At 52.5% G+C, this 25,910-nt stretch carries 25 protein-coding genes; 7 read left to right on the top strand and 18 right to left on the bottom strand.

The window, feature by feature from the left end; translation table 11 throughout:
* Positions 1-11 precede the first annotated feature (11 nt).
* Positions 12-503 (top strand): hypothetical protein, encoded by a 492-nt coding sequence (locus EG028_RS21150; protein ID WP_120518323.1) that lies wholly within the window; start codon positions 12-14, stop codon positions 501-503.
* A gap of 125 nt (positions 504-628) precedes the next feature.
* Here the strand turns inward: EG028_RS21150 and EG028_RS21145 are convergent, their stop codons facing one another.
* From EG028_RS21145 to EG028_RS21125, 5 genes are all read right to left on the bottom strand, one after another.
* The gene (locus tag EG028_RS21145) at positions 629-1,303 is read right to left on the bottom strand and encodes a nucleotidyl transferase AbiEii/AbiGii toxin family protein (protein ID WP_120518322.1); all 675 of its coding nucleotides are present in this window, start codon (positions 1,301-1,303) and stop codon (positions 629-631) included.
* On the bottom strand, positions 1,296-1,826 hold the full coding sequence (locus EG028_RS21140) for a hypothetical protein (protein WP_123864747.1): 531 nt from the start codon (positions 1,824-1,826) through the stop codon (positions 1,296-1,298). The genes EG028_RS21145 and EG028_RS21140 overlap by 8 nt, the downstream gene beginning before the upstream one ends.
* A 134-nt stretch (positions 1,827-1,960) precedes the next feature.
* Positions 1,961-2,815, bottom strand: a complete 855-nt coding sequence (locus tag EG028_RS21135; protein WP_120518320.1) for a dienelactone hydrolase family protein — start codon at positions 2,813-2,815, stop codon at positions 1,961-1,963.
* 88 nt (positions 2,816-2,903) lie between these two features.
* Positions 2,904-3,344, bottom strand: a complete 441-nt coding sequence (locus tag EG028_RS21130; protein WP_120518319.1) for a carboxymuconolactone decarboxylase family protein — start codon at positions 3,342-3,344, stop codon at positions 2,904-2,906.
* 70 nt (positions 3,345-3,414) lie between these two features.
* Positions 3,415-3,990, bottom strand: coding sequence for a Crp/Fnr family transcriptional regulator (locus EG028_RS21125; protein ID WP_120518318.1), 576 nt, complete (start codon positions 3,988-3,990; stop codon positions 3,415-3,417).
* A 96-nt stretch (positions 3,991-4,086) separates the two neighbouring features.
* On the opposite strand from EG028_RS21125, the gene EG028_RS21120 reads away from it, so the two are divergent.
* From EG028_RS21120 to EG028_RS21100, 5 genes are all read left to right on the top strand, one after another.
* On the top strand, positions 4,087-4,605 hold the full coding sequence (locus EG028_RS21120; protein WP_120518317.1) for an RNA polymerase sigma factor: 519 nt from the start codon (positions 4,087-4,089) through the stop codon (positions 4,603-4,605).
* Positions 4,602-5,255: a hypothetical protein gene (locus tag EG028_RS21115; RefSeq protein WP_120518316.1), complete on the top strand. Its 654-nt coding sequence runs from the start codon at positions 4,602-4,604 to the stop codon at positions 5,253-5,255. Before EG028_RS21120 ends, EG028_RS21115 begins: the two co-directional genes overlap by 4 nt.
* A gap of 6 nt (positions 5,256-5,261) precedes the next feature.
* Positions 5,262-5,678 (top strand): hypothetical protein, encoded by a 417-nt coding sequence (locus EG028_RS21110; protein WP_123864746.1) that lies wholly within the window; start codon positions 5,262-5,264, stop codon positions 5,676-5,678.
* A 41-nt stretch (positions 5,679-5,719) separates the two neighbouring features.
* Positions 5,720-6,625 carry a bestrophin family protein gene (locus tag EG028_RS21105; protein WP_120518314.1) on the top strand — a complete coding sequence of 302 codons (906 nt, stop codon included), beginning with the start codon at positions 5,720-5,722 and terminating at the stop codon, positions 6,623-6,625.
* 66 nt (positions 6,626-6,691) lie between these two features.
* Positions 6,692-7,681 carry a helix-turn-helix domain-containing protein gene (locus EG028_RS21100; protein ID WP_120518313.1) on the top strand — a complete coding sequence of 330 codons (990 nt, stop codon included), beginning with the start codon at positions 6,692-6,694 and terminating at the stop codon, positions 7,679-7,681.
* A gap of 307 nt (positions 7,682-7,988) precedes the next feature.
* On the opposite strand, the gene EG028_RS21095 is transcribed toward EG028_RS21100, so the two are convergent.
* The 9 genes from EG028_RS21095 to EG028_RS21055 all read right to left on the bottom strand — a co-directional run bounded on the left by EG028_RS21095 (position 7,989) and on the right by EG028_RS21055 (position 19,934).
* Entirely contained in the window at positions 7,989-8,930 is a 942-nt protein-coding gene (locus EG028_RS21095) for an alpha/beta hydrolase (RefSeq protein ID WP_120518312.1), read from the bottom strand.
* A 14-nt stretch (positions 8,931-8,944) separates the two neighbouring features.
* The gene (locus EG028_RS21090) at positions 8,945-10,285 is read right to left on the bottom strand and encodes a WG repeat-containing protein (protein ID WP_120518311.1); all 1,341 of its coding nucleotides are present in this window, start codon (positions 10,283-10,285) and stop codon (positions 8,945-8,947) included.
* Positions 10,286-10,316: 31 nt separating this feature from the next.
* Positions 10,317-10,928 (bottom strand): hypothetical protein, encoded by a 612-nt coding sequence (locus EG028_RS21085; RefSeq protein ID WP_120518310.1) that lies wholly within the window; start codon positions 10,926-10,928, stop codon positions 10,317-10,319.
* Positions 10,928-11,266: a TfoX/Sxy family protein gene (locus EG028_RS21080; RefSeq protein ID WP_120518309.1), complete on the bottom strand. Its 339-nt coding sequence runs from the start codon at positions 11,264-11,266 to the stop codon at positions 10,928-10,930. The genes EG028_RS21085 and EG028_RS21080 overlap by 1 nt, the downstream gene beginning before the upstream one ends.
* Positions 11,267-11,584: 318 nt before the next feature.
* A complete protein-coding gene (locus tag EG028_RS21075) occupies positions 11,585-12,850 on the bottom strand; it encodes a glycoside hydrolase family 71/99-like protein (protein ID WP_120518308.1) in 1,266 nt (421 codons plus the stop codon).
* 17 nt (positions 12,851-12,867) lie between these two features.
* A complete protein-coding gene (locus tag EG028_RS21070; RefSeq protein ID WP_206614491.1) occupies positions 12,868-14,205 on the bottom strand; it encodes a glycoside hydrolase family 71/99-like protein in 1,338 nt (445 codons plus the stop codon).
* Positions 14,205-14,891: a DUF3823 domain-containing protein gene (locus EG028_RS21065; protein WP_120518307.1), complete on the bottom strand. Its 687-nt coding sequence runs from the start codon at positions 14,889-14,891 to the stop codon at positions 14,205-14,207. The genes EG028_RS21070 and EG028_RS21065 overlap by 1 nt, the downstream gene beginning before the upstream one ends.
* 17 nt (positions 14,892-14,908) lie before the next feature.
* Positions 14,909-16,786, bottom strand: a complete 1,878-nt coding sequence (locus EG028_RS21060) for a RagB/SusD family nutrient uptake outer membrane protein (protein WP_120518306.1) — start codon at positions 16,784-16,786, stop codon at positions 14,909-14,911.
* A 4-nt stretch (positions 16,787-16,790) separates the two neighbouring features.
* Complete coding sequence (locus tag EG028_RS21055; RefSeq protein WP_162946597.1) at positions 16,791-19,934, bottom strand: SusC/RagA family TonB-linked outer membrane protein; 3,144 nt, start codon at positions 19,932-19,934, stop codon at positions 16,791-16,793.
* 512 nt (positions 19,935-20,446) lie between these two features.
* Here EG028_RS21055 and EG028_RS21050 point away from each other — a divergent pair.
* The gene (locus EG028_RS21050) at positions 20,447-22,753 is read left to right on the top strand and encodes a hypothetical protein (RefSeq protein ID WP_162946596.1); all 2,307 of its coding nucleotides are present in this window, start codon (positions 20,447-20,449) and stop codon (positions 22,751-22,753) included.
* On the opposite strand, the gene EG028_RS21045 is transcribed toward EG028_RS21050, so the two are convergent.
* From EG028_RS21045 to EG028_RS21030, 4 genes are all read right to left on the bottom strand, one after another.
* Positions 22,750-22,914, bottom strand: coding sequence for a phosphatidate cytidylyltransferase (locus EG028_RS21045; protein WP_120518303.1), 165 nt, complete (start codon positions 22,912-22,914; stop codon positions 22,750-22,752). The two genes, EG028_RS21050 and EG028_RS21045, sit on opposite strands and share 4 nt — an antisense overlap.
* A 109-nt stretch (positions 22,915-23,023) precedes the next feature.
* Complete coding sequence (locus tag EG028_RS21040) at positions 23,024-24,187, bottom strand: hypothetical protein (protein WP_120518302.1); 1,164 nt, start codon at positions 24,185-24,187, stop codon at positions 23,024-23,026.
* A gap of 184 nt (positions 24,188-24,371) precedes the next feature.
* The gene (locus tag EG028_RS21035) at positions 24,372-25,064 is read right to left on the bottom strand and encodes a LytR/AlgR family response regulator transcription factor (protein ID WP_120518301.1); all 693 of its coding nucleotides are present in this window, start codon (positions 25,062-25,064) and stop codon (positions 24,372-24,374) included.
* Between the two features lie 9 nt (positions 25,065-25,073).
* Entirely contained in the window at positions 25,074-25,874 is an 801-nt protein-coding gene (locus EG028_RS21030; RefSeq protein ID WP_120518300.1) for a sensor histidine kinase, read from the bottom strand.
* Positions 25,875-25,910: the final 36 nt, after the last annotated feature.

The following is a 25,910-nucleotide window of genomic DNA, read 5'->3' as shown; positions in this document are numbered from 1 at the left end:
AATTGCTCGCTATGATATCAACTCACGGGCGTACGGTGTCCCCTCTGGCCACCGTACTGATGATTGGATGTACCGTTTGGCTGCTGGATGGCGCAGCGGCGGTCATCAGCGCTTATGCCAGGAACGGCGTTCCGCCGGACAGGGTATTTAAGTACATTTCCAGTTCCTTAATGGGTATGCAGGCTTTCAGCGGGGGCCCGCCGGTGATCTGGCTGGGTGTATTCCTCCATTTCCTCGTTGCCCTGGGCTGGGCTGCCCTGTTTTTTATCCTTTACCCGAAGCTGGGGTTCCTGCAGGGGAATAAGTGGCTTATCGGCTGCCTGTATGGTTTATTCGTATGGGTGATGATGAGCCTGGTGATCGTTCCGCTCACGCTTACGCCGCAGGCGAAGTTCAGTTTTCCCGGCGCCGCCATCGGGTGGGTGGTGCACATGGCCTGCGTGGGCCTGCCGATTGTGCTGCTTACACGGGAATGGTACAGGCGGAAGTGGGGATTTGTCTGATTCCATTCTGATTCCATTCATTTTAAGGCTGTAAGGCCTTTGAGAGCGTGCGGGTAGGATTGCCTGCCACGGAGGGATAGCTGTGTCCTGATTAGGTTGGAAATTATTCTTGCAAAGGAAGTAGACTAAAGAGCAAGTACCTTTTTTAGTTTTTGCAATATGCGGTTTGGGTCTGACGTCTCCATATGACAATAAAGAGCTTCCTCAAAATCCGGATGCGTTAGATGAACGGCTAATTCCCTGGCGAAATATTCTTTAACCGGCTTGGGTCCTTCAAGCAGTTGCCGATCGAAGTCATGGCAATTTTCAAAAACGTATACCATATCTTCAAAATCCCGGCTGGTCCTCAAATCATTCCCGCCTCTGGAAATATGTGCCTCCCATTTCGAGGCGAGAAAATAAGGTAATGAAAATATCAATATCTCCATGCCATCATCGAACGTATAAGTAACAGCTTCCCGAAAACCATCAGGATACCATTTGTTACTGAAACCTAAAATACCTGGGGCTGTCGGCATTATATCGACAATTATACCATCTACCTTATACCTGCAGATAACACCGGAATCCTTGGCATTCTCAAAACCGATAGCCCGAAGCCGTTCATCCATGGCGGAATAACCGGTGTACGATGCAAGTTCCAGCACCACGTCAACATCGTCTGTTGGTCGTATGGAAGCAGCTAAAGCCTTATGCGTTGCATATAATGAAACCGTAGCTCCCCCAACAAATACATATGGCTGCCCCAGCCCCCGGAGTATATTAGCAACGGATTTAATGCGCACAATATTCTCATGCATGGCCGATATCAAATTTTTGACTGAGTAACTTTATCGCAATTTTTTTTTCCCTGACCTTACCCAACCTCATTACATCCACCAGTGCCAACAGATTGTGCAATTCCGGATCATTTAATGCTGCGACTATTGCGTTCGGGTATAAAGGCGAAATTGTTTCACCCCTTGCAGTTCCGTCAGGATGAGCCCACACTATCTGCTCCTGGGAAGAGTTATTCATAAGATAACTGGCCATTACGGGCGCGGAGTATGCGGTAGGTACTCCTATTGCCAAAGGGCCTTTAATAGCGGGGAATACAACAGGCAACCCGTATTCAATAAATTCAAGGAAAGTATTCCGCATGACTTTCCTTTTAGACAGATCGATCAATCTTGCATAAGCCGATCTTTGAAGTGAATAACCAATTTCTGCAGGGCTGAGATGCAAAGCAGTCGCCAGATCCTTGTTCATCAAGGATTCCTGCGATACAGCTATTTTTATCAAAACAGCTATATCCTGTGGCCTCATGCCATTGTGCTGATTCATAATAACGAAAATAGGCAATATATTCATAATTCACAAATCATGAATTGTGAATACATCGAATTACCTCTTATAAAAAAACGCCGGGCAAATGGATTCCCCCATCCGCCCGGCATTGTAATTTCCCGTGAAATATTTTATCCCAGCGTTTCTTTAAACAATTCCAACGTTCTCCCCCAGGCCAGTTTCGCTGCTTCTGCATTGTAACGCGCGGCAGAACTGTCATTGTGAAAGGCATGCTGCATACCCTCATACATAAACAGCTCATATTTTACGCCGGCGGCTTTCAGCGCGGCCTCGTAGGCGGGAATGCCCGCATTGATGCGTTCATCCTGGCCGGCGTAATGCAGCTGCACACGGGCCTTGATCTTTGGTACATCCGCCGCATCCGGCTGGCCACCGTAAAAGGCTACGGCCGCATTCAGCAGCGGATCATTTACTGCCAGCTGGTTTGCCATGGAGCCACCCCAGCAAAACCCAACGCACCCTGTCTTCCCGTTACTGTCCGGCCGGCTGCGCAGGTAGGCAAGGCCTTTCAGGTAGTTTTGCAGGTTCTGCGCCTTGTCCAGCTTACCGATGAGCGTGCGGCCTTCGTCCTCATTCGCCGGCGTGCCGCCGAAAACAGACAATGCATCCACTCCCAGGGCGATATAACCGGCTTTTGCGGCACGACGTGTAACGTCTTTGATATGAGGGGTAAGGCCGCGGTTTTCGTGGATCACCACTACCGCCCCGCGTTTGCGGTCTTCTTCAGGGCGCACGAGGTAGCCTTTCATAGTTACGTTGTCCCCGGGCCAGGTCACTTCCTCTTCTTTGAGGCCGGGATCCAGCGGGGGGACGGCCGCTTGTGCATAATTGGATTCGAGAAGGGGCAGGATGGTCATGGCAGCGGCCATGGTGCCGGTGAGCTGTACGAGGCGTTTCAGGAACACGTCGCGGCTGAGCGGCTTATGGGTATACTCATCAAAGAGGTTGATAATACGCTGGTCCATATAAAAAGGGTTTATAGAAAGATAAGACGTTTTTTACCAACTTTCCATCCGTTTTCCTATGGCTGTTTCACCTCTCCGGCGCGGGATTTTACACCCTGGCCGGCTGCATATGCGTGGATACCCCAATCCTGTTCCATGCATTGATAATGATCGCGGCCATGATGATCTGCGCGAGATATTCCTCATCGAAGAGGGCGGCGGCTTTCGCGTAGGTTTCGTCGGACAGGCGCTGATGGATGAGCGTCACTTCTTCTACTATAGCCAGGATAGCCTGTTCTTCTTCCGTGAAAAACGGTGTTTCACGCCATACGGTGAGCGCGTAAATGCGCTGCTCGGTTTCTCCCCGGCTGCGGGCGTCCCGGGAGTGTTTATCGACGCAATACGCGCAGCCATTGATCTGTGACGCGCGGATGCGGATCAGTTCGTGATGGAGCGGGCTGATACGGGTGGTTTCGAGATAACTTTCGAAGGCCTGCATTGCTTTATATGCGGCGGGCGCCGCTTTCGGGATCTTAATTCTTTCAGACATTGTGTTTCGTTTTTGATAACACAAATGTCGCACGGGAACAGGGCTCAAAATCTTGAACTAGTTCAAGAAATCAGGCTTTCTTTTTTGCCCTTATTTTGCTGATGAACTCCGGCGTGAAACCCAGGTACGACGCGATCATATACAACGGCACCCGCTGCACGAAATCCGGGAAGGAACCGGCAAAATGATGATACCGTTCTTCGCCTGTCTGGGTAAAAATGTATTTGACGCGGAGCTGCGCCGCGGTGAGGGCTTTTTGTAAAATAATGCGGAAATATCTTTCAAGCTGCGGCACGGCGGCAAACAATCCGTCCTGCACATCCCGGTACAGCACGGCATACGTGGTATTTTCCAGGGCCTGGATATTACTCTCGGAAGGCGTATGCGCCTCAAGGCTGATGTAATCAGTGATCCACCAGTTTTCTATCGCAAAATGATAGATCTGTTCCCCATCCCGCTCCGAATCAAAATAAGCGCGGCAGCAGCCTTTGATGATAAAATAATTCCCCTGGCATACCTGCCCTGCCTTCAGCAGGTGGTCTTTTTTCTTAACATCCCGGATTTCGATATATTGGGCAAGGATCTGTTCCTCCTCTTCGGACAATGGCACGAATTTCCGGATATGCTCAAACAAATTCGTCAACATAATTAGCTGGTTTTCAATACAAATAAAAAATATTTCCACCACCCTGTGATTTTCTTTCCTTCCCCGCGAATAATAGTACACAATGATTAACACAAGATGAGCATACCGGACAAACAGGCATTTCACCACCTGATCCAGGAGAACCGGCGGATCATTTACAAGATATGCAATTCCTATTGCCGGAATGCGCAGGACAGGGAAGACCTGGCACAGGAGATCATTTACCAGCTCTGGCGCTCCGGGCATTCTTTTAACGCGGATCATAAATTCTCCACCTGGATGTACCGCATTGCGCTGAACACGGCTATTTCTTTTTACCGGAAGTCCGCGCTGCCATCCAAAACGGTGCCGCTTACGGAACATGTGATAGACATGGCGCCGGATACCGATCCGGATACTATCACCGGGGAGCGCATCGGCCGGCTGCAGGAGCTGATACTCGCCATGAACGAGCTGGACCGCGCATTGATACTGCTTTACCTTGAAGAAAAGAGCCACCGCGAGATCAGCGAGATACTCGGCATCTCCGTGTCCAACGTGGGCACAAAGATCGGCAGGATCAAGGAAAAGCTCAAAGAACAATTTTCAACCAACGAAAAAATCACCAGGATATGAATACTGAAAAAGACGAGCTGCTTGAACTCTGGAAAAGTTACGATGACAGGCTGGAACGTTCGCTGCGGCTGAATGAACAGGTGCTGGAAAAATTAGAGACACTGCGTGTCACCACGTCGTTTGACAGGGTGGTACGGCTCAAAACAGGGGCGGTAGTCTTCGGCATGTTCTGGAATGCGTTCCTTGTTTTCCTGATCTATCATACCTGGCGGGAGCCATTTTTTACTATCTCAGCCGGTCTTTCGTTTATGATAAATATTTACGCGATGATAGAATATGTCCGGCAGATCACCATGATCCGTTCGCTGGACTTCAGCGCGCCGGTGACGGAAACGCAGGCGTTGCTCAATAAGCTGCTGATCTCCGTGATACAGGTAATGCGGGTGATTCCCCTGTCATTGCCATTGTATACCACATTTTACATCAAACTTTATATGATCGGGAATGCGGGCACCGCATACTGGATCATACAGACGCTGGTGACCGCGGGCGCGGTGGCGCTCTCCGCCTGGTTGTACAAATACATTTCCATAGAGAACAGGAACAGCCGTATCGTAAACGTACTGATCCGTGACGATGGCGGGCGGTCCATTGCAAAAGCGGAACAGTTCCTGGAAGAGATTACCGCATTCAGAAAGGAAGAAAAATAAACAAAGATGTTACCTTTAAAACGTATTGAAAAACATCTGCTGAGGCATGAACACATAATGGCCGCTTTGCAGGTATCGCAGGCGATGGGCCGGCTTCGGGCATTGCGACGCAGGGTGGTAACAAAACTCGTTTTTAATATGATAATGAACGGGGCGCTGATATATTTTATCATACAGCAGCCCGGCTTGTGGTGGACGATAACTTCTGCCCTGCTGATACCGTTTCATCTTTTTCATGCAGGCAGGGCCATACGTCAACTGACGATCGCGGACAGGCTGGTTTATTCCGAAAAACTGCCGCCGCAGCTGCAGCAGGCATGTATCCTGCAGGCCATTGCCCGCCTTTGGCCGCTAACAGGCAAAGCCGGCAAAAAATACCTGGAGCAGGCAGCCTCTTTTGTTCAGCCCGTAAAGAATGTTTAACTTAAAGAAACATTACCGGATACTGTCATAAACCCCCGCTTATGCTGCTGCGCGACAAGCTCTCGCTTATACAGGTGTTCCGCCTCACATGGCGCCTTGATCTGATGATCATCCTGGTTTGCTCGCTCGCTTATGCGGCGGACACCTACTGGCTGAAACAGCATATCTCCATCCCCGTTACCATGAGTGCCGTGCTCGGTACCGCCCTTGCTTTTTTCATCGGGTTCAACAACAACCAGGCGTATGACCGCTGGTGGGAAGGCCGGAAGATCTGGGGCGCGCTGGTGAACGATTCCCGCAGCTGGGCCCGGAACCTGCTGAATTATGTGGACAATTCCGTCACCGGCGAAGCGCCGCATATCGCACGCAGGATGATCTTCCGCCAGCTGGCTTTTATCTACGCGCTAAACACTTCTCTCCGCAAGGATACAGACCTCTACCATGAAGGTTACCTCAGCAAAGATGAGGCGGACCAGGTGAGGAACAGTACCAATGTACCCAACAGCATACTGAACATACAGGCGGCGGACGTACAGCTGCTGCGCGGCTCCGGGGCCATAGACGGGTTTTGTTTCCGGGAAATGAACGCCCTGGTGCAGAAACACTGCGACAGCATGGGCCAGTGCGAGCGGATCAGCAACACGGTGTTCCCGCCCAGTTACCTGTTCTTTACCCGGGTGTTCATCTGGTTTTACGTGATACTCAATACGTTGATGCTGGCCGAATCCATCGGCTACTGGTCCGTGGTGTTCGGCTGGGCCGTAGGGTTTATTTTTCACGTTACGCACCAGAACGGGGTGAGCATAATGAACCCTTTTGAAAAAGAGCCTACTTCCCTCCCGCTGGACAGCATCTGCCGTACGATAGAACGGAACCTGCTGGAAATGCTGGGGCATGAGCCGCTGCCTTCGCCCCTTGAACCGATAGCCGGGCAATACCTTTTGTGAGTATCCGGCTTTCCGGAAAATACCGTAATATTACAATACCAGTTTTTCAGCCAAACTCAGCATCCTATGCATACAGTGGACCGTCCCGCTATTATGAACTTCGAGGTACCTGACCTCATGAAGCAACGTACTACCGTTTCTGACAAGTTACCTGAACATTACAGTAAATACCGTATACCCGGCACCGTGGTACACATTGAGGAAGGGCCTTTCGGCGCCTTTTTCAAACAGGAGCTGCATACGAAGGACTGGATAGTGGGCTGGCTCAATTTTGACATCAAAGAGCACACCTACCTTTATCCCATCACCAAAGATCCTTTGCTGGCCCTGTATACCGGGCTTGAAGGCAATATCCCCTGCGAGCTGCAGGGGTCGGCGGAAAAGCTGATGCTGCCTGAAAAGAAGTTTGCTTTTTATTATGTGCCGCCTATGGCGTTTAACCGCGCGGAGTTTGCCCCGGCGCATTATACGGCAGTGTATATTTCTTTCTCCCCGTCTTTCATGCAGTATTTCGGCAACAAATACGAGGCTTATAAACCATTGGTGGAAAAACAGTTAAGAGGGGAGCAGGAAGGGGAGCAAAAAAACCTCATCCCCCTGGGGAACGAGGCCCGCGACATCCTGCTGGCCATGGGCACCTACCGGCAGGCCCCGGCCCTGTTCGAGCCCTACCTCCACGCGCAGGTGCTGCTGCTCACCGCCCATTACTTCAACCTGCTGATGGGCCGGCACCAGGTACCCAAAACCGTGCTGGACGCCTGCGATTTCATACAATGCAACCTCGGCGAAGATATAGACACGGCTTTTGTGGCCCGCAAAGCCGGTACGCACAAAGATGCGCTGAACAAACAATTCAAGGAAGTATACGGTAAAAACGTACGCCAGTACATCACTCACGTGCGGCTGGAAGAAGCGGAATACCGGCTGCTGAACACCAAAGAGCTCGTCTGGGAAATTGCCGCCCATGCAAACCTGACGGACGCCTCCCACCTGGTGCGCCTGATACGCGGGAAACACGGGATCACCCCCGAGGAATTCCGTGAAAAAAACAGGTAATTCCCCCTCCGTACTGTTTTTTTTCAGTTCGTACAATTTTACCCCCGGTATATACAACGCCGTATGGGGAAGAAAAAGCAATTTTGGTACACAAGGTGCGAGGCAAGGCTGAAAGCCGGACATCCGAAAAATATTGGCCCAACGGCCCTTCTATTTTAACTGGTAATGTTCCTTATTTTGCTGAAAGACAAGAACTTATCCCTACTCTCCAATTTAGCAAAGACAAAGAAAAAAGATCTGACAGAATCCGTTCCCCAAATTAGACTTGAGACATTTTCTCAAAAGCCAGCGCCGGAAGCACTGGCTTTTATTGTGCCTTTATAAATTCCCCGACTGCCGAGGTCCATTCCCGGCCATACTGTGAAAGATAGTTAACATGCCCTCCCTCCGGAAAAGTAACCCGCTTTTTGGGGCCGGGCAGGTTATTATAAATATCGTCTATCTCCTTCCGCGCCACTCTTCCGTCCTTTTCCCCATATACCATCAAAACCGGCACCCGGGCGGACTTCGCATATTCTACCGGCTCGTGGCCGAAGCCCCAGAACCCGTTGATGACGCCTCCCCAGAACACGACCATGCCCGCCATCGGGAAAGAAGGCGCGCCAATGGCCCGGAACCTTGCGCAGGCCGCTTCGTACAATGTGCTGAAGGGCGCTTCCAGGATCACGCCTTCCGGTTTTACCGGGTAGTCTTTCAGGGCTTTCAGGATGGCGGCCGCCCCCAGTGAAACGCCCAGCAGGTAAATGTTGTGCTCCCCGTGGGCGGCAAGGTAATCGTAAGCCGCCTTTACATCCAGCGCTTCTTTGTAGCCGATCGTGGTAGCATTGCCGCCGGAGCCGCCCGAGCCCATAAAGTCCACCAGCAGGGTGTTGTAGCCTTGCCCGAGGAGTATTTCCGCCCGTTCCAGCAGGCGGGATTTGGACGCACCATAACCATGGAAAAGGGCTACCGTTCCTTTCGCCCCGGGCGTCCTGATCATCCAGGCTTCCAGCGGCTCATGACTCTGCAGGCGGATGGTTTCATATGCCCGGCCGGGCTTGTCGCGGTTCACCGGGCGTGGATTGTCCACTCCGGCCACCATTACCTTCAACTTACCCGCAAACCCCAGCCTGTTGGGATTGGTGCGTTGTACTGTCGCGCTGGTGAAGTGGGTGAATTTGTATGCGTGAAAACAGGCAAATGCATTGACCAGCAGGAAGAGGGTCAATAGCGTCCAGCCGGTGCGCCTGATGAATTTTGAGCGTTGCATGGGTATAAGAAAGTTTAGTCCCGGTATTCCAGGCCGGTATAAATATCGATATAAAAAAGCTGATTTTTCTGCGTTACCGCCCCGCTTTTATCGATGCTGTCGTACAGCGGCGGGGTAATGTGGCGGCCGGTATCCAGTTCCATCAGGCCATACAGGTTGTCCAGGCAATAGGGCACAATGCCTTCCGCCAGGCAAGGGCCGATGTAGCTGTATGCCGGTGTTATTTTCCAGTCCTGCTCCATAATGTCAAAAACGCCGTATTTGCCGCTCTTGTTGTCTTTCCCGGCGTACAGCGTTCCACCGAGGGATTCGGGGTACTGGAGGGGAAAAAGATGGAACTCCAGGGCGGTGTCCATCACGCCCCTTGCGCTGCCCTGGGTGAACAGCAGGGCGCCGTTGCGCAGCATGGAATCGAAACCCGGGCGCGGTTCCACCAGTTTGTTCCATTTGCCGCTTTTATGCAGCACCAGCAGCCTCCGCTCATCGCTTTTGCCGGTGGTGGCCAGTACAAAAAAATGATCCGTATCCTGCAGAGCCCCTATCATGGCAATATACTGCACCCCGCCCACCTGCGGGTATGGCTCGATAGAGGCCGGGAAGGGTTTGGAAAAATCCGGGAAAAGGAATACCTCGCCGCCGGTGGACTGGAAGACCGGGGCGGCAATGCGCTGGTAAGGCGCTTCCTGCTGCGGGATCGTACTTCCGCCGAATACGAGGTGATTCTTTTTGTAATACCGCACCGCGTCCAGCGGTTTGCCGGCTTCATTCACGCGGCGGTACCAGCCTTTGCGGTACTGGAGGAAGGTGCCGTCCGCCAGCTGCCCGAAGATACTGCCCGAGCAGCGTTCCCCTTCGGCGTTGTACAGTTCGTGGCGAAGCAGGAGGTGTTCTCCGGAAGTGAGCAGGCGCAGGTCATCCGGCATTTTGCGGGCCGGGCCCCAGGCATTTTGCTCGTCCATACAATTGAACTCCTGTAGCTTTTCCATGCCGGGCAGGGCCAGCACGTCCCATTTGGCGCGCGGCACCCGGGTGGTCAGCAGCGGGCCGTTGCGCCGGGTGCTGAGAAGGTTCAGTCCGGGCAATACTTTCCAGCGCGGCAGCCGCCACCAGGCATTGTATTCTTTTTTGATAAAGGCGAGTGAAAAGGGGCGGGGCGCGGAGAGATGGACAAAAGGGTGCTCCGGGGCTACCACAGGCACTCCCAACGTGTTGATGAGGCCAAAGCCGCCTTCCTGGGCCATGACCGCAAATTCGCCCCGGAAGGGCCGGGCATGGGTGTACTGCGGCGGGATAATCAGTCTCCCGTCGCCGTCCGCATAGCCATAAAGGCCCGATTTTGCCAGCCATGGTATCATAGTGCTGGCCGGAAAGAACAAAAACTGTACCTTATTCCATGGTATAGTACTCGGCGGTCCGCAGCGTCATTTTGTGGGGGCTGAATTTATTGTTCGTCCGCATCCCTATCCAGAGGAACAGCGTATCGTTCTCCAATACCATACACTTTTGCAGATCTTTGTCTGTCATGGGAGCGCAGGAAGTGGTAAGGTAATGGGGACCGGTGAACACTTCCCACTTTCCTTTCTTGAAAGAGAAGGTAATGTGAGATACAGAACAGTCAGGCGAAACTTCCCCGAATGCCGATAGTTCATCTACACCGTCGTAGTCAAGATCACCTTCGTTGACGAGCCGCTTCCTGCCTTGCGTAGGTTCCAGGTCAGGCAAAGAGCCGGAAGTAAAACGTACGTAACACAGGTCATAAAAGGTATTTACGGAATCAGACATGAAAGAGTATGCGGTGTCTTTCCGGCGATCGCCGTTAAAATCACCGGTCACGTATAAAGTATCTTTTTTCCAGATGCCGTTGGGTGGGAGCTTCTTATTATGTTTTTCAGTGCTATCCATCGACCGAATCATAGCTTCTACAACGGCCTGGTTGGGGCGGGGCTGGAGCTGACAGGCCACAAAACACATCAGTACAGGGATCAATAAATGTTTCATTATTTCTTCTTCGATGATTTCGCAAATTTATTAAAAGCAAGCGCCTTGTTCAGCCAGAAATCAAGTTGCTTCTTCGTACGCAGCACTTCTTCCGCCACATACATGTATCCTTTCATCTCGCGGCCACCCATTTCCATGATGTTTGTTCCTTCCATTTCCACCAGCGCCTCCCTTTCTTCAGGATCGAAACGTACCATCAGTCCGTCTCTTATGCCAACGCACATCTTACCATTCACCATAAAACAGATGCCGCCGAACATTTTCTTTTCTTCCATCTCATGGGGTGTGGCGGCTAAAATTTCTCTCACACGGAGAAGCAGGTTTTCATTGACAGGCATACGCGGAGTTTTGACACGGACAAATGTACAGTATCCATCGCAAAAGGGTAATATAGACGGCCCTGATATGATAGTATTTTGCCTTTTGCTCCAAAACAGGCGTGTCACTACAGCGAAGTAACTGGAAACCGCTATGGTAAGTATAGGAGAGATACAGGCAAGGCGGAGTTGAGGTGGAGATGAGGCGGACCTGATCCGCAGCTGATGCGGTTAATATGCTATCAGGATACGTTAAATCAAAACAGGCCCGAACCTTCCGGCTGGACCTGTTTGTGTAATGAAAATCAAGGCCGCCCCTGCCGGAGCGGCGCTGGATAACTATTTTCTTTCGGGCATTTTGAACGTCAGCGGAATTTCATGGCGCAACATCTTTGCCGCCTGGCCCGTGAGCCAGAGATAATGATCGGAAGGTTTGCCGTCCATATCAATGAACGAGGTCACCTTACTCACCGGCGGTTTGTCGCTGCCTTTGAAGATAGCCGTGGCTTCGTTCACCTCGTCAAACATCGCCACATACAGCATGGTGGCGCCTGAATTGAGCGCGGTGGATATCATCTGCCAGTAAAACCGCCCGCCCTGTCTCGGGATGGAGCCGACCGGCTTCACATCATCCGGAAATTCATAACGGCTCAGGTTGTGCCAGCTGAAGCCGGGATACACGCAGGGCACGTAGGCCACTTTGTTTTCCCTGCACCAGTTGATATCGTCCACGGTATTATCCCTGAAACGGTCCATGTCATTGTGCAGCAAAGGCGAATAACGTTGTACCGCCCATGGCAGCACGATGTCCGACTGGCGGATGAGCGTGTGCAGGTACGGATCGTTCAGGCAATCCGCATTCAGCGTACGCCATGCCGTAGGCACACCCAGCATTACGGCGCAGCCGCCGTATACGGGATCGTTTTTCAGGAAATCGATCAGCCTTTCCAGCCCGATGTTGCGGGTGTTATACGGCCTGTCCGGAAAACCGACGCCCCAGATGGCCACTACGGGTTTGCCGTCGTGGTGGAGGTATGTTTTTTTGCCGGGCTGGTCCGTCACTTTCAGCTGGTCTACCAGGTATTTCCAGTCTTCGATCAGCGCGGAGCAGTCTTCCCCGTTCGCACGCAGGCCGGAGAGATCGTACATTACGGCAATGGCGCGGTTATGTTTGGATGCGGCGGCAAATGCATTTTTTAAGATCACGGAAGAAACCGAATCCCTTCCGCGCGCATTGCTGAAAAAACGCTGCATGAACACACCGTCCACGTTGTACTGTTCCATCCAGGAGAAATGCAGGTCTGCCGTGCTTTTGTCGTAAGAACTGAAAAACTTTGCAGTTTCCCCGTTAGCCAGCTTCCAGGGCGTATTGTAGGTTTTGGCATATTCCGATACGTCCGGCCACATGTCTATACCTGTGCGCTCCTCGTTGCCGTAGGAAAAGCGGCGGGCATTGGTACCGTCTCCTTCCGCCCTGAACCATCCCTGGTAACCGGCCATGATGAGGCCGTTGTACGAAGGATAGCTGGTTTGTTTGCTGTGTTTGCGCTGTGCAAAAAGCTGCACGCTGATCAGTAACAATAATGCGATGATTCCTTTCTTCATGCTGTTGATTTTAAAACTTAGCGTACGGGGAGCGCCGCGCTGAAACCTCCTTCCCCGTGAAACCATTTGCCCGCCTGGCCGGTCAGCCACAGATAATGATCCGTTTGCAGGTCATCTTCGATACCAACGAACTGTTTCGCGCCGTTTAGCGGTACTTCAGACTGCCGCGCGCATTTAAAGATCGAAGTGCCTTCGTCTATCTCGTCGAACATGGCGACGTACAGCGACGTGGCACCCGACATCTTTGCCCCTGCTACCTGCTTCCAGAGGAATTCCCCTTTCAGCCGCGGAATGGAATTATAATCCGCCGCATTGTTCTTCAGGTTGCCCCAGCTGAAACCGGGGAACACCAGCGGCACATAATCCACCTTGTTCGTCTTGCTCCACTGAATGTCCGCGGCCAGCTCGCCGCCCGCTACAGTATTGTAGTTGGCGCTGCTGTAGCGGCCTACGGCCCATGGCATAATGATGTCGGTCTTTTTGATCAGCGTATGCAGGGCCTGCGAATTCTCGGTATCGTTGCGGAGAGAGCGCCAGTAATACGGCACGCCCAGCATCACGGACACCCTGTTGTTGCTGCCTTTCAGCTTACCCACCAGTGCGTCCGCATCGGCGATGGTATACTTGCGGTTGTCGTTGAAACCTACGCCCCAGATCACCACCAGCGGTTTTTTTTTATGCCGCAGATAGGTGGGATGCGTTTTGTTATCGAACAGGCTGAACAGCTGCTGCAATTCGGCCCAGTCCTTTTCCACATATGCCACGTCAGCGGATGTACAACCACTGAGGTCATACATCACGCAGATGGCACGGGAATATTTTTTGGCCGCTTTCAGCGCGTTCTCCAGCACTTTGTTGAAGTGGCGTTTGCCTTTCGCATTTTCATTTTTCACCTCCACCACAAACCGCTGCATGAATACGCCGTCGATGCCGTAGTCTTTCATCCATTTGAAATGCAGGTCTACGGATTCCTCATCATAAGGGCTGTACAGCGGCGCATTGGCGCCATTGGGCAGCGTGAAGGGAGAAGGGTATTTTTTCGTGTACTCCGTCATGTCCGGCCAGAAGTCTACCGACGCGCAGCCGGGCATAAAACCACCGCAGCTGCCGTTGCGGTAATGGTACCAGCCTCTTTCGGAAGCGTCTCCTTCGGCGGCGAACCAGCCCTGGTAACCGGCCATTACGAGGTTATTGTAGGATGTAAACAGGCAGCCCGTTTCATCGTACACGGTGTCCTGCGGCGGTGGCGGCGGGCCGGGCGGCCCCGGGGGCGGGGTGCTGCCCGAGCTTTTCGAGCAGCTGTATCCCGCTCCCAGTAATGCTGCGAGTAAGATTATCTTAAATTTCTTCATCATTATATTGCCAGTTTGATGGGAGCTGCGTAATTAAATTTCGCTTCACCAATCGAGATCAGCGCACCTACGCGGAACCAGTATTCCTTGCCCAGCGGCATCTGCGTCTTGAACTCGTCAGGGTTGTATTCGAGGCGGTAAGTTGTGTTCGGGTCAGCCGGCGCATTGATGTCCTGCTCCTTCTGCCCGAGGCGCATCGGTTCGCCCACGCGCTGGTCCTTATCCGCATAGATGCCGATCTTCACCACATTGCCCGCTACATTCTGCTGGAGCTTGAAGGTGGCTACCACGAGGTTGCCCACCTTTTCCACTCTCAGGTCCTGCACACGCAGGTAGGGCGTTACCGAGAAATCCAGCACGGTCTTACCCTTGATCTGGATATCCTGCGACGGCACATCCACGAAGTTGCCGCGCATCGGCTTAACGGAGTAAGTGTTCTCAAACAGCAGGCTGTTTTCATACGTACCGTCCGTTTTCACCACCAGCACCTGCGGTTTTACGGGATCGTATCCATGTTCGGTGATCTCGATGGTAGTGCCACGGATAATGTCCTGCTCCACGAGCAATTTGGTATCCGCATCGATGATCCTGCCGGAAAGCCCGGCGGTGGGGCCGTCGAAGTTGTCTTTTTCACAGGCCGCCGCAAGCGTCATCACACCGGCCAGAAGTATATATCGTAACGTTTTCATGATTGAAGTTTTCTGTATTAATACTGCGGGTTCTGTACCAGGCCGTTGGAACCGATGCCGGGTATGTAACGGTAGTAGGATTTGGGTTCGAATGTGCGCGGATTGGAATTCGGCACCTGTACCCTTACGAAAATGTACATGGTGGCGGGCAGCGCGCGCAGGTCCTGCAGCGGCAGCAGCGTATGCATCACCCGGTTGTTGAACTGGGTGTGATATTCCCTTCTGCGGATCAGGTCCCAGAACCGTTTGTTTTCGAACGCCAGCTCCACTCTCCTTTCACGTTGCACGTTGTCTACGGTGAGCGGAATAGCCACTGTATGGCCCGCGCGGCGGCGGATATCGTTCAGTGCTTTGGCGGCAGCCGTAGCATCGCCGGTACCGCTTTCTACTACAGCCTCCGCGAGGTTCAGCAGTACTTCCGCGTACCTGAATTCAGCCCAGTCCGTTGTGCTCTGATTCCAGCCGGGAACGATCGGGCTATTCTGATTCATGAATTTTTTGAAAGAGAAACCGGTACGGGTATTGTTGCCGCCGTAGGTGTCAAAACCGGAATACATTGTGGTGCTGGGTGCGCCGTAAGTGTAATAAGTGTTGGTGCCAACGGTGATCTGGTCCTTGATGCGGATCGCCGCCTGGCCATCAGGCTTCACATAACCGGCCTGGATCACGATGTTGTTGCCTTTCCAGCTGGTGCCCGGCAGTACAGCGGTGCCCCACAGGCGGGCGTCCTTATTCTGGAAGATCTCGTTCGGCGTGCTGAACCGGATATATGATTTCGCGGGATCGTATCCGCCATAATCATTCACGTTGCCATCGGTAGTAGTCACAACCGGTGCGCTCTGGCCCGGATTGGTATAGCTTTCGTACAGGTCCACCAATTCCAGCGTGGGATTCATCCTGCCGGGGTGGGGCCATCCGTTGGCCACCTGCGCGGGCTGGTACCAGATATCGTAGTTGTGGCCCAGGTTGGCGCCGGGCAGATTATACCCTTTGATGAGAATTACTTCATCCGGCGCATCGTTCGGGTTCTGGAACAGCAGGCGGTAGTTTTCCGCTGCTTCCGCCGGAGACGCGGGATTAGGGCGGAACAGGGAATAAGCGCCATCTGTAATGATAGCCTGGCTGGCCTGGATGCAGGCAGCGTAATAAGCTGCCGCCGCCGCCGGCTCCATCCCTACGAGTTTCTGCGTTACCGCATCGCCGCTCATCGGGGCGCGGGAACCGAACTTCGCGAGAGAAGCCGCATGCAGCGCGGCGCGTGATTTAAGCGCCAGCGCGGTGTATTTGTTTGCCCTGCGTCCCTTCACGGTACCGAGGTTCGAAGCCGCAACGTCACACAGTTCCAGTACATAATCCCAGGTTTCTTTTTCCGTGCTGCGCGGTACTTTCAGCGCATCAGCATTGCCTTCATATTTCTGCGTCGCCTTGATCAGCGGTACGCCGCCGTAACGTTTGGCCAGCGCGAAATAAGCAAACGCCTTGATGAAATTACCCTCGCCGGTCAGCGCGTTCTTTTCCTCCTCCAGGATGTCCAGTGTGGGAATCGCATCGATCAGCAGGTTCACGTCCCTGATGAGTTTATAACCCTGGTCCCACCAATGGAAATCGCCATCACCCAGGAAATCGCCGAACTCGGTGTGCATCGCTTCTTCCGTCATCATCGCCGCACTGAAGCCACCGTTGTTTGGGTCACCGCCGTTCTGGTTGAAACCCGCCCTGAAATAGGCGAAGTCTTCTATCGGCAGCTGGTAATACAGGTTTGCCATGTAGATCTTCACACCTTCCGGATCGCCGAACAATACTTCCGCCGGGATCTTGTTGGTGGGCTCGATATCGAGGATGCCCTGGCAGCTGAACATCATGCCCGTTAAGAATATTACGAATAACTTTTTCATTGTCTTAGAAATTAACGTTAACACCAAAGTTAAAAGCGCGCATCAGCGGATAGTTGAAACCTGCGTTGAACAGGCCTTCCAGCCTTTCAGGATCGAATGGTTTCACGAAGCTGTCCGCGATGGTAAAGAGATTGAAGCCGTTCGCATACACGCGGATCTTGCTGATGCCGGAACGGTTGTACAATCTCGGTGCGATGGTGTAACCCAGTTCCGCACTCTTCAGCCTGAGGTAAGAAGCGTCTTTCCTCCAGGTATCTGTTTCGGTATACATCCTGCCCACGTCGAAGTTGAAACGGGAAGCAGGCCATTTGCCGGCGATCCATTCGCTGTTAGGATCGTAAGGATCAGCCTTGTGCCAGCGGTCGTAGAAGTAAGCCGGTGTATTGCCCCTGAAGGCCATTATTTCCGCGTATACTTCCTGGAACCTCACGGTGTACATGGCCGCGCCCTGGAACAGCATGTTCAGGTCGAACCCTTTCCAGGAGGCATTCAGGCTGAGGCCGTAGTTGATACGGGGCGCCTTGCCCGCGGGGTTGATGTCGTTGTTGTTGCCGTTGGCGCCGAAGTATTGCGCCACCATATCATTATCATTGATCACGCCGTCGTTGTTCGCATCAAGAATGCGGTAGTCGCCGGGCAGCTCGCGCCTGTTTCCCTGGTCCCCGTTTTGCAGCGCATGCGCATACACTTCCGCCAGGCTCTGGAACTGTCCGTCGCCGATGAAGGACCATACCCAGTCGTTGTTTCGGTAATCGTTCGCGTTCCTCCAGCGTTCCCAGCTGTTCAGGTCTTTCCCTCTTTCCACGTACAGGTTCATGCTGCGGAAGAAGTTGAAGTTGCCGGAAATGCCGTAGTGGAAATCGCCGATGTCGTTGGTATGGCCGACGGTGAACTCAATACCCTTGATCCTCGCGGAGTTCAGGTTTTCCTGCGGCAGGGAAGCGCCAAAGGTATTGGGCAGCGTCAGGTTACGGAAGGCGGGAATGCCCTCCATGTCACGACGGTAAACGTCCACTTCGAGGGTAAGTTTATTGCGCCACAATCCCAGGTCCATACCGATGTTCAGCGTCTTGGAGCGGGTCCAGGTGAGCTGTTCGTTCACGATGCTGGGCGATGCCGCGCCGGTGGTGAGGGCGCCATTGGTAAACTCATACTGACCGCCGCCGGAGAGGTTGTAACCGACGATATACTGGAAGGGCGCAGCGGCGTCCTGGCCGAGGATACCATAGGATGCATCGAACTTCAGGTTCGAGATCACCGGTACTTTCTCTTTCATAAACGGTTCTTCAGATATCCTCCAGCCGGCGGAAATCACAGGATAGAAGTCCCAGCGGTTAGACGGATGATAGGCATAAGAACCGTCTTCCCTGAATGCGAAATCTACCAGGTATTTTGATTTGTAATCGTAGCTGAAACGGCCCAGGTAGCCGATACTCGCTGTGCGGTTCTCGTTACCGGAATTTTCCATTTTGGCATTGCTGGCCCGGTCTATCTGGTCCATGGTATAGAAGTCATACGTTCTTCTCAGCCAGGCATCGCGGCCCCACCACTGCTGCGTTTCCATTACCAGGGTGGCCGATACGTTGTGCACGCTGGCAAACTGGCGCTGGTAATTGATCTGGCCCTGCATGGTAAGGCGGGAGCCGTTGCTGTAGTTGTTGGAGATCGTTGCCGCGCCCACGCGTTGCGGGGCAGCCACATAGGCGCCGTTCACGTAGTTATAAAGTTTGTAAGGTTTCTGCACGTCTTTGTTCGTATACACATTCAGATCGTAGCCGGCCACGCCGCGGAGGCTCAGGCCCTGCACGAAAGGCACGGTGTAGTTCAGCGCGACGGTAGACTGGATATTTTTCGTAACAGATTCGTTGTAGCCGGTGATCTCCCGGTCGGACAGCACCACCGGGTTTTGCGTGGAAGGGCTTACATTAAAGGGATAGTCCGGGTTGTTATTGGCATAAGGCTTCTCCGTGGGCAGCGTAACGCGAGTACCCTTGAAGATATTGAAGAAGTTCTCGCCCGGGGTTTCCCTTTTGTCCCAGCGCCCGCCGATCAGCACCTCGAGCTTCAGGTTCTTGTGCAGCTCGGTGGTGAGGTTCGTACGGATGTTGAAACGGTCGTAACCCATGTCGTTGGTCTTGAGCAAACCCTCTTCGTTCGCATAGGCGAAGCTCACGAAGTATTGGGTCTTGTCGTTGCCTCCGGTGGCAGACAGGTTATGCTGCTGCTGCATGGCTTGTTTTTTCATGGTCTCGCTGTACCAGTCGGTGCTTTCATATCCCGGCGCGCCGTCGATCCATTTCTGTAGCTCATCTTTGGTGAGGAAGGGTGTGCCCTTGCCGCCAAGTACGTCCGCGTCGTTCCTCATTTGCATCCATTCGCTGGCGGATGCCATCCTCGGCACGTCCGTCGGTTTCTGGAAGCCTACCATGCCGGTGTAGTTAAAGGAAGCCTTTCCTTTGGTGCCTTTTTTTGTGGTCACGATCACTACGCCGTTGGCCGCACGCAGACCATAGATCGCGGCGGTCGCATCTTTGAGGAAGGAGATGCTTTCGATGTCATCCGCATTGAGGCGCTGGAATTCGCCGGACCCGTCGCGCACGATCCCATCGATTACGAACAGCGGCGTACCAAAGCCCCTGATGTTGATACTGTTGTCGAATGTGCCGGGCTCGCCGCCGAGCTGCCTGATTTGCAGACCGGCTACTTTGCCCTGCAGCTTCTGCGCGATGCTGATGTTGGCCACCGTCTGGATCTCCTTGTTGGTAATATTACTTACGGCGCCGGTCAGCGTTTCTTTGCGCTTGGAGCCGTAACCTATCACCACCACGCCGGACAGTTGTTCGTCTGTAGGTGTCAATCGTACATTTATTGTACTTCTGCCGTTGATCTGTTCAACGGTGGTTATCATGCCCACATATGTAAATGTGATTTCTGTGGCTCCCGCAGGTACGGTCAGCGAATATTCGCCTTGGGTATTCGTGGTCGCCCCCGTTCTTTTGCCGGCAGGGTCTACGGTGAAGACAGTTACCCCGGGGAGGACTGCGCCGTCCCGCTCATCGGTAACCTTTCCCGTGATGGTTTTTTGCTGGGCTGCCGCCAATAGCGGGAGCAGGCAACACAGCACCAAAAAGTGATAGATTTTCTTCATAACGATTTTTTTCATGGAGTAGAAAAGGAATGCAGAATCTGGTTGAAACGTGGTATTCGAGATTTGGTTCGAGAATATGGATGCAAGTAACCCGGCAGGCATTAATAAACCAATTAATGAAAGCGTTAATAGCCGAATTAATTTTTAATTATTGATAAATTGATTGATAATCAATGTGCAGGATAAAAGAAATGCATAAAATTGTACTGAACTTTCCAAATATTGCTTATCTTAAAAATCGCATTTCACGAATGAAAGAACGGATCTGATCATCCAAAAGGACCGGTTATTATTATCAAAAGCATTTTACGCCTCCGATGGGGAAATATATATTTTTTATCTGCTGGACCCTTGTTTACAGTCATACAATATTCGGTCAATCGCACGGGCTTGGGTTTTCCAGTCATGAGGTGGTTCCAGAGAAAAGGACATCCCTTCACCTGACCCCAGGGCCCCCCGTATGCCTGCGCGGGCAAACGGAGTTGAGCTTTGACCTGGAGTTCAAACCGAATATGGAAACCTATTTCGGGTATATTGTACGGGTAATCACCACGGACCATCAGAATATAGACCTTGTATACAACCAGCGCCTTGCCGTATTCCACTGCGTGATCGGGGAAAAAGTGACGGGAGAATTCCGCATCGATACCCTCCAGCTGTACCGCGGCTGGAATACTATCAGGATAAGTTTTGACAAAAAGGCCGGCGAAGCCGTGTTTTACAGCCGGGACAAGCCTGTTTGCCGTGGGAAACTTGCTATCAGGGAGAATACCTGCGCGCATATATATTTTGGCGCCACCAATTTTGAAGGGCACCAGACGCTGGACCTCCCGCCGATGAACATCAAAGACGTGCGTATCACCCAGGACGGCTCCCTGCGGAACTTTTACCCCCTCTCCGAAAGCCAGGGCACTTCCGCGGACGATACCGAAGAGAAAGACACCGCCGCCGTACGCAATCCCGTTTGGCTGAAACCCCGGCACCAGAACTGGGACCGTGTGCAGACCATCGAGACCGCCGGCACCCCCAGCATCGCATTTGACCAGCAAAAGGAAGTATTATATATTATTACCGCCGATTCCACTTTCAGGCTCACGTTCAGGGATATGCAGGTCAGGGGCGATGCGCTGGCCTCGGGCCATACTTTATTGCCGGCGGGCAACCAGTCCGTGTACGACCCGGTGCGCCAGCAGATCTACAACGTGCTGGTTGACGAAAAAAAAGTCCGCCGCTACGATACGCTCGCGCGGCGCTGGGACAATGAGTTCACCTATACGGAACTGACGGAATACTGGCAGGCGAACAAATTTGTCAGCCAGCTGGACTCCTCTATATATATAATGGGCGGTTATGGCCAGCTCCGCTACAAAAACCTCGTGCAGCGTTATCATTTCCCGACACATACCTGGGAGACTGTGCCGGTGAAAGGCGAGCATTTCATGCCCCGTTACCTTGCCGCGCTGGGCCTCAACGCCGGGGGAGACACCGCATTTATCCTCGGCGGCTACGGCAGCAACACCGGGGATCAGTCCGTGAACCCGAAATACAATTACGAACTGAACGCCTACAGTATCCGCGACCGTACATTCCACACCATATGGCGTTTCCCGGAGCCCGCGCGGCAGTTCTGCTTTGCAAACAGCCTTATCATAGATACCGCCACACGCGAATATTACACCCTCATTTACCCCACAGACAAATTCAATTCTTCCCTCCAGCTGATCAAAGGCTCGCTGGCGGAGCCGGGGTACCAGCTCATGGGCGATTCCATCCCCTATTCGTTTTATGATATCCGTTCCTTCGCGGATCTCTATTATTGCCCCGTCAGTAAAAAACTGGTGGCAGTGACGTTGTACAATGCCAAGGAGAATACCTGCCAGATAAGGGTGCACACCCTGGACTTCCCGCCGAATGCGCTCGTGCCCGCCGCCACCGCCCGCAAAAAAGGGATCGGCGCCTGGTGGATCGCCCTGCCCGGCCTCCTGCTCATCCTGATCATACTGGCCCGCCGGAAAAAGACCAAACCCGGGAAAACAGCCGGAAATACCCCTGCCTTTGTACCTTCAGAACCCACGCCCGGGCAGCAGCCGGAACGGTCCGCCGTATTTCTTTTCGGGCAGTTCGAGGCGTTTGACAAAGAAGGGAATGATATTACAAAACTGTTCACGCCCTTGCTGAAAGAATTGTTCCTGCTCGTGCTCATCCATACATACAAAGACGGCAAAGGCATCTCCTCCGAACAATTGTTCGACATCCTGTGGAATGACAAACCGCAGAAAGACGCCCGCAACAATTATTCGGTGAACATCGTGAAGCTGAAAGCCATCCTGGAAAAAGCAGGGGAATGGCATATCGGGAAAGAATCCGGCAAATGGAAGCTGGATGTGCTGAACCAGTCCGTGCAGGTGGATTATGCGCATTTCACGCAGCTGTGCGCACAGAAAAACGTCCCGTCACGCCCGTATATCCAGGAGCTGCTGGCAATCGTGAACAGGGGCGCTTTCCTCAAAACCGTACAGTACGAGTGGCTGGACGATATCAAATCCGACATATCAGGGCAGGTGATAGACCTGTTCCTCCAATATATCTCCACGGCGGACCTCCACACGGAAGCAGAGCTGGTACTGCGGCTCACGCACGCCATCTTCCTCTTCGACGCGCTGAACGAAGAAGCGCTCTCCTACCGCTGCCGCAGCCTGATCATACTCGGGCGGCACGGCATTGCACAGGAAGCTTACCAGAAATTCGCAAAAGAATACAAGGAAAGTTATGGCCAGGAGTTCGGCCGTTCATTTAAAGAGATCACGAACCAGGGCTAATCTTTCCTGCCACGGGAAATCAGCCAGATAATGAGGCCCAGTACCACTGCTACCAGCAGCAGGCCCGTCCATACCCCGGCTTTAAAAATACCTTCCACCAGTTCACAGCTGCTGAGCGTAACGGTCAGGATGGCGAGGAGAAAAAGCGTTGCGTTCTTCATAGTGTTCTTTTTACTACGGGAAAACATATACTGTGCCGGAATGCGGAAGCTGCAACAGCAGTGGGCTTGCTTTACGGGCGTTGTTTGTCCCGGGGAGGTAATTCCACAACTAAATAGGGGCATTGAAGGGGTCCATGCCCCGGGCGATGCTTACCGGCAGCCGCCGTTCAATCACCACAGGATCGGTATTGCCGGCCAGGTTCTGCGGTGGCAGCATCACGCGGCACACCACTTCGCCGGAAGTAATCCCTCTGTCTGCCAGGATGCCGCGAACGGTGCGGCTTACATACACCTGCGTATGATCCCGGTCAAATAAATGCGACGCGGCCGGATCGTGGCGCGACATCATTTTGAATTGAGTGCCGTCCGCAAGAAGGAACCAGCGGAAACGCATGCCGCTGGCATGAAAACGGTGATTGTCCATGTCCGGAATGCCGTCGATATTAAAAATAGGATCTTCTTCATACGTAGTTTCGGTGTAAATGGTCCTGCCGTTGGGCGAGCCGATGCTCAGATTGTCTCCCCGGTAGCCGGCTGCGCGTGCCGTCATGGCCGCGGGGGGCATCACCGTGAGGAAATGCACGAAGCAGGAATAACTGTCGGCATTAAACAACCGCGTCGCGGGGGCATCGCCTTCCGTACCTGAATCTTCATGCGACTCGTCGGTGGCCGCCTCCGGGCGGCGCGATTCCACGCAGCCATTGTGGAAATAACCGGTATCATCTACCCCTAGCCAGTAATGCGCCAGCTCATGAATGATCGTACCGGCCTGTTCTGCCAGCGCTTCATTGGAAAATGCCGGGAAACAAAGCATCACGTTGCCTGTGGAAACCCTTGTACTGCCTTCCCCCTCATGCAGTACATACGCTTTGCGGGGTGTTCCGCTCCTGCTGGTGCATAGGCCGTATCCCTCTTCTCCCGAGCTTGTACATTGGTAGGTAGACGTGCGGATGTGGCTGCGGATCACCCCAAGCCGCTGGCGCACGCTGGCGCGGGTTGCTTCACTGTTATCCCTGAAAGCGAGGAACAATGCATTATTTACACTATCGGGCAGCGGCACGGTATCCATGATATTGATGGCGCGGGTGATCATATTAAACGCTTCGGACACTGCCTCGTCCACCGTTTCCCTTTCCGGATCAGTACAATCATTGGTAGGCGCACGTTGTATCACCGGTGCGGCGGGCGTAAAGAAACTCCCTTTTCCCTGTGGCGGAAAAAATGCAGGGGTTTTACCTGCGGGGGTGGTTGCCGGGGTTTGGGCCTGTTGCATGAAGCTGGGGTTAAATTCTACATGAATTTACTGAATTCCGGGCACAAAAAAGCCCGGCTGGAAAACCGGGCACAGGATACTACAAATGGAAATTTTACAACTTTTACCAAAGTAAAATAAAAATTCTGAAAATAAAACAATCAATATGAGTAAGTTACAGTCAATCTGCGTTAAGCGGCGGCGGTCACATCATCTGGTTGATTATTTTTGTAAGCTCACTTCTGAACGTTTGCCCTATCGGCACCTCTTTGTCCCTGATGCAGACCTTTTCATGATCGAACTTGCTGATTTTATTCAGCGACACGATAAAGGACTTATGCACTTTTACAAAAGGAGGTTTAGGCAGGGAGCTTTCTATATTCTGCAACGTCATATAAAGTGATACCAGCTCGTGTTCCATGTGAATGAGCAGTTTGTTCCGCCGCGATTCCACGTAAAGGATATCCGAAATATTGACGGTCATGATCTTGTTGTCCGATTTCAGGAACAGCCAGTTTGAATGTTTTTTCCCCCGCAGCAGCTGCTTTGCCTTTTCGGCGGCTCCGATAATATGTTCAAATGCCACGGGTTTCACGAGATAATCGATCACATCGAATTTGTAACCATGATGCGCAAACTCTTTATAGCCGCTGGTGACAATGATCCTGCAAAGCGACCGCGTAATGGCCATAAACTCCAGCCCGTCCAGCTCGGACATTCCCATGTCCAGGAATACCAGTTCCGCCTTTCCCTCCGTGACCCACTCCACGCCTTTCAGCGGACTGGTCGTAACGCCCGTCAGTTCCAGGAAATGGATCTTCTTTACCAGCTTTTCGATCATCTGGGCGGCAAAGGCTTCGTCATCTACAATAATACATGTGATCGGGTTTATTCGCATGATGAATGATTAAAGGAGGATAACCAAAATGATATTGAACAAATTACTGTTGTCTTCAATCTCCAGTTTATGGTTCCGCGGGTACAGCAGCTGAAGCCGCTTCCGGATATTCTGGATGCCCACGCCGCTGTTCAGCAGTTTATTCCGGAAACCTTTGAGGTTCTGCGTGCTAAATGTCAACACAGAGCCGGTAACATCCAGGCTGATATGCACAGGATTGTCGGGATCATGCACCACACCATGTTTGATGGCATTCTCCACAAACGGGATAAGGATCATAATCGGGATCTGTATGTCTTCCATATCCTCTCCCTTTATTTCAAACTGCACATAACAGTCCGGCTCATATCGCAGCTGCACCAGCCTGATATAATTCCTGATATGTTTGATCTCATCCGTTAAAGCGATACAGCCGTCTGGGTTTTCACGCATGGTATACTGCATCAGTTCGGACAGTTTTATCACCGCGTCCGCGGCTTTCGCCGAGCAGGGCTCCACGGAGCAGTATATAAAATTCAGGCAATTAAATATAAAGTGAGGGCTGAGCTGGGCACTCAGAAAAGAAATCTCCGCGTTCCGTTTTACTTCTTTCAGTTCCTTCTCCACTTTTCTCTTCCAGTATTTTTTCCGGTTACAAAAAAACATATAAGCATAATAGACCGTAACAACCAAGGCGATAAAATATATCGCATAGATGGCAGCACCATTGAGCAGGCTGGCGGGTATCTGTATATATTTCTCCGGTTGATATTTTTCGGGGAGGGTAGCCCATGGGAATATGTGTAAGGATATAGTTAAGCATTTATGCATAGTTCAAAATTATGAAGCTGGCACACTCAATTTGCA

It is taken from the genome of Chitinophaga barathri (genome assembly GCF_003807585.1).
Lineage (GTDB): Bacteria > Bacteroidota > Bacteroidia > Chitinophagales > Chitinophagaceae > Chitinophaga > Chitinophaga barathri.
Note: the sequence above shows the minus strand (reverse complement) of the source record. Positions and strands in the feature narration are given on the sequence as shown.